The 9,312-nt window shown below is 32.7% G+C and carries 10 protein-coding genes; 2 read left to right on the top strand and 8 right to left on the bottom strand.

The genetic code is table 11. From position 1 onward, the window contains the following. Positions 1 to 563 precede the first annotated feature (563 nt). Entirely contained in the window at positions 564 to 797 is a 234-nt protein-coding gene (locus AC3ASS_RS12935; protein WP_488283939.1) for a hypothetical protein, read from the bottom strand. Between the two features lie 130 nt (positions 798 to 927). On the opposite strand from AC3ASS_RS12935, the gene AC3ASS_RS12930 reads away from it, so the two are divergent. After that, a complete protein-coding gene (locus tag AC3ASS_RS12930) occupies positions 928 to 1,674 on the top strand; it encodes a polysaccharide deacetylase family protein (protein WP_488283938.1) in 747 nt (248 codons plus the stop codon). A gap of 10 nt (positions 1,675 to 1,684) precedes the next feature. Here the strand turns inward: AC3ASS_RS12930 and AC3ASS_RS12925 are convergent, their stop codons facing one another. After that, positions 1,685 to 2,320, bottom strand: coding sequence for a KinB-signaling pathway activation protein (locus AC3ASS_RS12925; protein WP_488283937.1), 636 nt, complete (start codon positions 2,318 to 2,320; stop codon positions 1,685 to 1,687). A 184-nt stretch (positions 2,321 to 2,504) separates the two neighbouring features. On the opposite strand from AC3ASS_RS12925, the gene gerD reads away from it, so the two are divergent. Next, positions 2,505 to 3,068 (top strand): spore germination lipoprotein GerD, encoded by a 564-nt coding sequence (gerD, locus tag AC3ASS_RS12920; protein ID WP_488283936.1) that lies wholly within the window; start codon positions 2,505 to 2,507, stop codon positions 3,066 to 3,068. 303 nt (positions 3,069 to 3,371) lie between these two features. Here the strand turns inward: gerD and AC3ASS_RS12915 are convergent, their stop codons facing one another. From AC3ASS_RS12915 to AC3ASS_RS12890, 6 genes are all read right to left on the bottom strand, one after another. After that, positions 3,372 to 4,421, bottom strand: a complete 1,050-nt coding sequence (locus AC3ASS_RS12915; protein WP_488283935.1) for a P-loop NTPase — start codon at positions 4,419 to 4,421, stop codon at positions 3,372 to 3,374. A gap of 121 nt (positions 4,422 to 4,542) precedes the next feature. Beyond that, a complete protein-coding gene (gene cwlD / locus AC3ASS_RS12910) occupies positions 4,543 to 5,268 on the bottom strand; it encodes an N-acetylmuramoyl-L-alanine amidase CwlD (protein WP_488283934.1) in 726 nt (241 codons plus the stop codon). Between the two features lie 70 nt (positions 5,269 to 5,338). Further along, on the bottom strand, positions 5,339 to 5,794 hold the full coding sequence (locus AC3ASS_RS12905) for a DUF2521 family protein (RefSeq protein WP_488283933.1): 456 nt from the start codon (positions 5,792 to 5,794) through the stop codon (positions 5,339 to 5,341). 149 nt (positions 5,795 to 5,943) lie between these two features. Next, complete coding sequence (locus AC3ASS_RS12900) at positions 5,944 to 6,663, bottom strand: YebC/PmpR family DNA-binding transcriptional regulator (protein WP_488283932.1); 720 nt, start codon at positions 6,661 to 6,663, stop codon at positions 5,944 to 5,946. A gap of 203 nt (positions 6,664 to 6,866) precedes the next feature. Further along, a complete protein-coding gene (locus AC3ASS_RS12895) occupies positions 6,867 to 8,330 on the bottom strand; it encodes an Msr family ABC-F type ribosomal protection protein (RefSeq protein WP_488283931.1) in 1,464 nt (487 codons plus the stop codon). After that, a complete protein-coding gene (locus AC3ASS_RS12890) occupies positions 8,330 to 9,220 on the bottom strand; it encodes a putative RNA methyltransferase (protein WP_488283930.1) in 891 nt (296 codons plus the stop codon). The genes AC3ASS_RS12895 and AC3ASS_RS12890 overlap by 1 nt, the downstream gene beginning before the upstream one ends. Between the last annotated feature and the right edge of the window lie 92 nt (positions 9,221 to 9,312).

Here is a 9,312-nt window from a genome sequence, read left to right as displayed (position 1 = left end):
CATGTATTAGGCACGCCGCCAGCGTTCGTCCTGAGCCAGGATCAAACTCTCCAATAAGTAGTTTGATTGCTCAAAATGATTGACTAGCATGTTTCTTTAGACGCTTTGTTTTGTTCAGTTTTCAAGGTTCAAATGCACACTTCTTTTTGAAATGGCTTAAAAAGCATAACATATCAATCAACAAAATTCAACAAAAAAATTATAATTGATGATTGAATATTTTATTGTGGAATTTTCAAATCACAATAATTTATTTTAAATTACTGTTGAACAAATGTCAATACTTTTTATTTCGTTCAGCAGCGACGATTAATAATTTATCATGCATTATAAAAAAAGTCAACAAGAAAATTATTTTGAAAAAATTTCCTTAATTAATGGTTTTTCAACATACCAAAATCACTTTTATTTTTTATACGAAGGAATTAGTTTTTTCATTCACTTCATTTTTCATATATGTTTTTCACCATTTTATGTTCATTTTAGGTCGGCCAAATTTTTTAATACATAATATTTTTATCAGTTCTCTATAAAATATATGTTCATTTCAAAACCAGACTTTATTATCTATCATTAGTTAAATTTTTTCTCTCTGTTCTCATATAGTGTAAACATTCTTTCGGTGTCGCAATTCTTTTAAATAAAGTAAATAAAATTTGATATCTTTCTTCCATGGATCTTTTAACAATTTGGTCTATTCTTTCATCTTTCAAATCATACAAAATTTCATCCATTTCTCTCTTTAATAAATAAATTAATTCCTCAGCTTCTTTCTTATTTATTAATAAACCTAGCATCATTGACCCACCTCGCTTATTTTGTATAAGTAGTATTTTCCTTTTTTTATTTTTTATAACTATTAAACGGTAGACATAAAAAATTTAAACAAGCATACGATTGAATTAGAGATGTGGACGAGGTGATGTTATGAATTTCTTTTTAATATTAAATGGGAAAAAAATAAGAAATACCATGCTTATTGTTTTAACAGCATTTGTTACAGCATGGTTTTTATACATTGAGAATATCGCTCGTGTTCCGGTTTTTTCATCTAGCGACGGTCCTCGAGCCATTTATAAAGGAAATCAAGGAATTGCCTTAACTTTTAATATTGGTTGGGGGGACGAAAAAGCCGAACCGATTTTAGATGTACTTGAAAAAGAAGGCATCAAATCAGCAACATTCTTTTTATCTGGTTCATGGGCAGAAAGGCACCAGCATATTGTAGAGCGAATCAATAAACTAGGTTATGATATAGGTTTATTAGGCTACGAATACGAAGATTATACTGAGTTAAGCGACGCAAAAATTCGTCAAGATATTTTAAAGGCAATTGATGTCTTTAAGAAAATGAATATAAAAACAAAACCAATTTTAAGAGCTCCAACAGGAAATTTTGACACAAGATTAGTGAAAATTGCAGATCGTATGGGATATACTGTGGTTCATTGGAGTGTTGATTCTAAAGATTGGAAAAATCCAGGGGTAGAGGAAATAGTGAAAAATATAGAAAAGGCAAAAAAAGGAGATATTATTCTTCTACATGCTTCTGATTCAGCAAAGCAAACAGCTGTAGCATTACCGATAATTATACAGAAATTAAATCACCTTAAATTTGTTACAATATCAGAGTTAATCGCTGACGCTAAAACATCTTCAAAAGAAATACAATAAAAAACCCGCATTATTTTGCGGGTTTTTCAGTTATTTTTGCTTGTCTTTCTAATTCCGATTGCTGAATAAATTTTGGTAAAGACAATAATTGATAAGTGTTACACATTATTAATGGAAATAACATTAAATAAATCCAACTTTCTTCATTCACAAGCAAGACAGGAATCCACTCAACAACTGTAAAAGTGACCATAAAAAATAGTGCTGGTATAAAAACTGTCTTTTTTGATTGTTTGACCCTTGCATAAGCAACAATTAAACCCACCAAGAATATAAAAATGGCTATCCAGAAATAATTCCATATACTTTCGCCTTCTTTGGCAAAAGAATTAAATCGGAAATAAACTAGGTCAAATAAAATAAAGACCATAATGACAATTTGCACGCTATTCCATAAAGAACGGAAAATACCTAATCCAAACCGATGAATGGTTAAATAGGCAAAAAAACCCATTTGGCTAATCGTTGCGAAAATTAAACCGACTCCAAATAACCAAAAGATTACAGATAATATTTCCAAAATATCAAAAGAAGCAAATATTGGCTTGAATTCTCCCCATCGGACTAGAATCCCAGTGACAATGGTAATGATTCCACCTAATAATAATGTTCTAATATACATTCGAACCCAATTTCGGCTATTCACTTTTAAATCCTCCAATTGATGTATTATCACACCTTTGATTGTACCAGTCCATCTTTGAAAAATCTACAAATGATTGTACCAGTCTATCCTTGAAAAATCTACAAATTGAATTTTAAAGGAATAATTTTTAGCGAAATATCCACTCTATTATTAAGGATTCTATTGACGAAAGGAGCTATTCCAAATGAGAAAACATCTATTCTTGCTCCTGATCTTCACATTATTAATAGCTGGTTGTTCAGCTCCGCAAAAAGCAGAAGAAGGACTTGGCTACGAAGAAACGAAGAAAATGGTTGTTGATATACTAAAAACAGATGATGGAAAAAAAGCCATACAAGAAATACTCGCAGATGATTCTTTAAAACAACAATTAGTAATGGATCAAGCGATCGTCTCGGAATCCATTGAAAAAACGCTTGTTTCGGAAAAAGGAATAGATTTTTGGAAAAAGTCATTTGAAAATCCAAAATTCGTTGAATCATTTGCGAAAAGTATGCAAGAGGCCAATGAAAAGTTAATCAAAAATTTAATGAATGATCCGGAATTCCGCGGAAAATTAGTAGAAGTAATGAAGGAACCTGATTTAAAAGAAGAAGTTACAGAAGTATTAAAAAGTAACGAATATCGGGAACACCTTCAAAAAGTAATAACAGAAACGTTCGAAAGTCCCTTATTCCAAGCTAAAATTCAAAATATACTTATTACTGCTGCCGAAGAAATGCAATCAGGCAAGAAAAAAGAAAGTTAATTGGCTATTCGATATTTGCTCGGGAATTCCCTCGAGCATTATTCTTATGCTTAAAAAAATGTATTCAATCGTCGAGAATCAAATTTCCATAATATTCTAAGAGCAATATCAAATACAAAATTCCCCAATTAAAATGAAAATACCACAGCTTAAATGACTGTGGTAGACCCAAATTTTTATACTTTCTTATCTTTTAAAAAAGGTGGTTTAAACTCCTAAACCACCTTTCCTCTTTATAATATAAAATAAGATCGCCGTATCATTCACGTACGGTCCGTTATTTAGCTTCTTGTATTTTTTTCCTTACGTTAATTCAATGATTTTCTTAGCGATATCATCATAAATGATCCCTAAGCGATGATCCTGTTTATAAACCGATGGGGCAAAGTCTTCTTCATCCCAATCTGGCTGCTGTAAAGGTAATTTTCCTAATAGAGGTGCATTTAATTCATCCGATAGTTTTTCTCCTCCACCCCTACCAAAAACATATTCTTTTTCACCAGTCAATTTACTTTCAAAATAGGACATATTTTCAATTACCCCTAATATTTCATGCTCTGTTCGTAATGCCATTGCACCTGCTCTTGCGGCAACAAAAGCTGCAGTTGGGTGAGGGGTAGTTACAATAATTTCCTTACATGAAGGAAGCATCGTATGAACGTCTAGGGCAACATCCCCCGTTCCAGGCGGTAAATCCAATAATAAATAATCCAATTCTCCCCATTCTACTTCACTAAAAAAGCTATTTAACATTTTACCTAACATTGGTCCTCTCCATATAACAGGAGCATTGTCCTCAACGAAAAATGCCATAGAAATAACTTTAACACCAAACCGATCAACCGGAATAATTTTATCTCCGCGAACTTTTGGTCGATTTACAATCCCCATCATATCTGGAACACTAAAGCCATAAATATCCGCATCAATCAAACCTACCTTTTTTCCTTGACGAGCAAGGGCAACAGCAAGATTGACTGAAACAGTTGATTTTCCTACTCCGCCTTTTCCACTAGCAATAGCAATAAAAGTTGTTTTACTGTTTGGTGATAATAACCCTTCACCGACTTCTGGATTGGCAACTCGATGTTTTTCTAATTCTTCTTCTGGTAAATCTGTAAAGCGAATCCCTACTGATTGTGCTCCAGCTTTTTTTAACTGTTCCACAATTTGTGACTGAAGTTTTAGTTGCTCTCCAGTTCCAGTTTTTGCAATCGCTACCTTAACACTTACATGGCCTTTTTCTTCTTTTACCTTTACTTCAATTATTCCATTTGTTTCTTTTAACGTTTTATGTAAAAAAGGGTCTTCTAGTTTTTCTAATATTTCATATACTTTTTCAACACTTAACAATGTTCGCACCACCCAGTTTATATTTCACTTTCAGTATAACATAGAATAACTCATCTATGCGTATGGAAGCACTAATGAAATTAAATATGGGAAGGTTCCCATACAAGAAAACCATCCCATCTTATTCATCATCACCTATATTATTTTTCTCTTCATTGGAAAAGTATCTCATTACCCCTTTATAAATTGATAATGCCACTTTGTCTTGATATTTTTCTTTCATTAGGTTCCTTTTTTCTGCTGGATTTGATAAAAATCCGGCTTCGACTAATACACCGGGTTTTTCAACTTCTTTTAATAAGTATACATTTTTTAATTTTTTTGCTTTACGATTAGTATTTTCTAACGTATTAATTAACTCTTCTTGAATTAATTTGGCAGCTATTTTACTTTCTTCAAATTTAGGATGGTAAAAGGTTTGAGCTCCACTCCATTTTGATGAAGGAATGGAATTTAAGTGGACACTAATAAATAATTCAGCTTGAGATTCATTGATCATTTCAGCTCTACGTCTTAAATCTTGTACTTTTCTGCGACTGTATCCGCGCATATCTTTATCCGCTAAATCTTTATCCGTTTCCCTTGTCATTAAAACAATTGCCCCTTGTTCTTGCAAATAATCGCGCAATTTAAGTGAAATATTTAAAGCAATTTCCTTTTCTACAGCTTTCTCATCACCCGCTCCACCATCAGGGCCACCGTGTCCGGGGTCAATAAAAATAATTCGACCGGATAAAGGCAAGTTCCATGATTCCCAAGAAGAGTCCTCATTAAATTTATATTGTATCAAAAACATTAATAGTAAAAATCCTATTGCAAAAGCCCATATCTTCCACTTTTTTAACATTCTTCATTATCTCCTCCTTGCCTGTCCTAGTAAAAAAATATATGCGGACAAAGCAAGGATTTAGAACGACTTAATGTAATCTCAATTTATATTTCATTCTCCCCCTATTAAATCCTTCTAACCACCATTCATTGACAAATTGCTCACATTTAATCATTAATCTTTCATCCATTTTTTGTTCAGACTTAATATTGACCCAAAACTGGATAAAATCGTATAAAGCATCCGATAACTGTTCTAATTCATAAATTGATCTTTCTTTTACTTGATCAACGGTTTCACCGTAATATCCAAATCGACTAAAACGGCTTCCTAATAAATATGCCTCAATAGCGATATCAAAACATCCTTCTTCAATGGCTTGATCCAAAATGACCCCCGCTCCAGAAGATAAAGTCCCGAAAAAATGCCTTACTTTTTTTCTTAACATTTGGATCGTTAATTCCTTTAACATACTTCTTTCATATTTTATTTGTTTTTCTCTTCTTTTTTCATTGAATGAAGTTATGACTGTCAAGGTATTCACCCCTTGACTTTATTTTTCACTCCCATATTAGTCGAAAGTCCCAATAACTAAAGGAAAAATTGGGATTATTTTTATGAATAAAATGAAAAAGGGAAGATGGATGGTCATCCCATCATCTTCCCAAATATAGCTAAATTCTCTTCTCTCGTTTATTCACTTAAATCTACATTATGATATACTTGCTGAACATCATCTAAATCTTCAAGCGCATCGATAAGTTTTTCAAATTGAGCTTTTGCATCCTCTGGAAGTGTGATTTCATTTTGCGCAAGCATTGTAAGTTCAGCAACCGAAAATTCTTGAATGCCTGCCTCTTTTAATGCCTGTTGAACAGCATGAAATTGATCAGGTTCTGCATATATAATAATCGAATCATCTTCTTGGACTACATCACGAACATCAATATCTGCTTCCATTAAAATTTCTAGTACTTCATCTTCTGTTTTACCTTCGACACCGATAACTGCTGTTGGATCAAACATATACGAAACGGATCCACTCACTCCCATGTTTCCGCCGTTTTTACCAAAAGCAGCACGAACCTCTGAAGCTGTGCGATTAACATTATTGGTTAATGCATCTACAATAATCATTGAGCCATTCGGTCCAAATCCTTCATATCTTAATTCATCATAATTTTCATCTGAACCGCCTTTAGCTTTTTCAATAGCTTTTTCAATAATATGTTTAGGAACGTTATATGTTTTCGCTCTTTCCAATACAAATTTCAAATTTTGATTAATATTTGGGTCTGGATCTCCAGATTTTGCTGCAACATATATTTCTCTACCGAATTTTGCATAAATTCGACTTGTATTTTTATCTTTTTGTGCCTTTTTTTCCTTAATGTTATTCCATTTACGGCCCATAAAATACACTCTCTTTCTATTTAAGATCTATCACTTTAAAATAACAAATTTGATTTTTTCTTTATCCATTATACATCAATTAAATACCATTTTGGAATAAAATGTGTTCTGCTTCTACATCGTCAAATTATAAATAGGCTCTCCTTAATGATTGCAGGAGAGCCTTCATATACTTAAATTGTTAACCGTTAAAAAATACTTGTTTACACTTTTTGTACTAATTTTTTGTCTTCTATTCGGAAAATGCAATCAGCAACTTTATTAATAAATGTTTGATCATGTGAGACAAGCAGAACTGTTCCTTCATATGCACTTAAAAATTGTTCTAAAGCTTCTATACAAAATACATCTAAAAAATTGGTCGGTTCATCTAAAACTAATACATTATATCTCCCTAAAAATAACTGACACAATACTAATCGTGTAGACTCTCCACCACTTAATTGACAAACACTTTTCTTTAAATCATTACCATGAAAGTTCATCGAATGCAAAACAGAACGAATGAAACCTTCATCAAAATCACTTTGAGATTTTACATAGTCCAAAACGGTTTCATTAGAAGTAAGGTGATAGCTCATCTGTTCATAAACACCGATGACTGCTTTTGGGGAAATCGTAATCCCTTCCCCTCTTTGTAAAATATAACGAAGTAATGTCGTTTTTCCAGATCCATTCTTTCCTGTAATTGCAATCGTCTTACCTAAAGGAAACTGAAAGCTTGTATCCATTAAAAGAGTCTTGCTTCCTACTTTGACTGTTATGCGATCCGCCATGATAGGAAACTTATTGTGTAATTTAAGTGCTTCTGTTTGATAAAAACGGATTTTCCTCTCTGCAACAGGTGGATCTACCTTCTCAAGTTGTACTATCCGCTGCTCAATGGCTTTTGCTGCTCGATGCATCGATTTTTGACCTGAGTCTTTCGATTTAGTCATGAACATTCTATTCGCTTTTGCTTTAGCCTCTTTTTTAGAAATTTTCTTACTTGGACGGGTGATTTTCTCCGCCATCTTTCTTTTTTCCTCTGCTGCTTCCAATAGCCTTGATCTTTCTTTGATATACTTACTATGCAATTCCATTTGTTGTCTTTTTTCAAGTTCTTTTTGTGTAATATAATCATTATAGTTACCAATATATTCCGTTACCACCCCGTTTTCCACTTCCCAAATTTTCGTTACCAGTTGATCCAATACATAACGATCATGGCTGACAAGGACAAGGACACCATAATAATAAGTTAATTTTTCAATGAGAAATTGAACTCCTTCTGAATCTAAATGCGTAGTTGGTTCATCTAATAATAATCCTTCATGATACTTCGAGAACAACTGGGCAATTTTTAATCTTGTCAGTTCTCCGCCGCTAAAGTTACCGATTTCTGTATTAGGAATTGAAAGTTTTCCTTTTAATTCGTATTCAACTTCATGATTGGTAGGAACATTTAGTTGGTCAAAATAGGCAAAATCAATAAAGCGTTTTACTTGACCTTTCTCTGGTTGTATTTGGCCATTCAATATTTTTAAAAGCGTACTTTTACCCGCACCATTTTTTCCAACAATCCCTATTCGGTCAAACTGGTACAATTTAAGACTCGGAATATTTAATATTACTTTATCTGACATTGAAATTTCTACATTATCCAATTGTAAACATAAATTTTCCATTACTCTCTCTCCCCTTTCGTTAGAACTTTTCCAACTAACACATCTAAATCAATTGAGACTTGGGAAATTCTTTTATTTTTTATCTGTTCAAGACTATGTGGCCGATAGTTCCAAGCAAGGGGAGTCATATGCAATAAATCATTTATCCATTCTTGAGAAACTTCTTTCGTATCTTGAATATGAATAATATCGACAAGATCAAAATGTTGTTCGAATAGTGGTACAATTTTATCATTTTTATAAGATTTCTTATCTGGATGAGCAATTAATACTTCGCGTAATTCCTTTAAATAGTTTAGACGAGGAACGACTTTAATAACGAGTCCACCCGGTACTAAAATCCTTTTAAACTCCTTATAGTTAGCTGGAGAAAGAATATTTAATATAACATGACATGACTGGTTGGCAAGCGGTAATTTAGCTATATCTCCAACAAGCCAAATCGATTCTTTATAATGGCTAGCTGCCTTTCTAATTCCTTCTTTTGCTATATCTAAACCAATTCCCCTACATACTAATTGGCTACTTTTATTTACAATTATTTGTAAATGAGAACCTTCTCCACAACCAGCATCAAGAACTATGATTTCTTCGTTTACAGCATTCATTTCTTTCATAATCATTTCTGACACTTTTTGATGTAGTCGCTCGAAAAACTGTTTTTCCACAATCATTTTATGTCTAGCCATAAATAACTCTTTGCTATAACGGCTATTAATCGATTGATTCAACATATTGACATACCCTTTTTTTGCAATATCAAACGTATGATTTTTTAAACAAACGATGCTTTTCTGATCAAAAATATTCATAGGACTATAACAGATCGGACATTTAAACAGATGGATTTTATGATTGATTATCTCGGCAATTTTTTCTTTATTAATCATGATTCCCACTCCCTTGTAGAGTAGAAAACTGATTTCAAAGGGACAGCTCATGCTGTCTCTTTTACTCTCAGCTTCCCCTCATCAAACCGTAC

This window comes from Bacillus sp. JST-5, from assembly GCF_057747715.1.
This window is presented reverse-complemented; position numbering and strand designations above follow the sequence as displayed.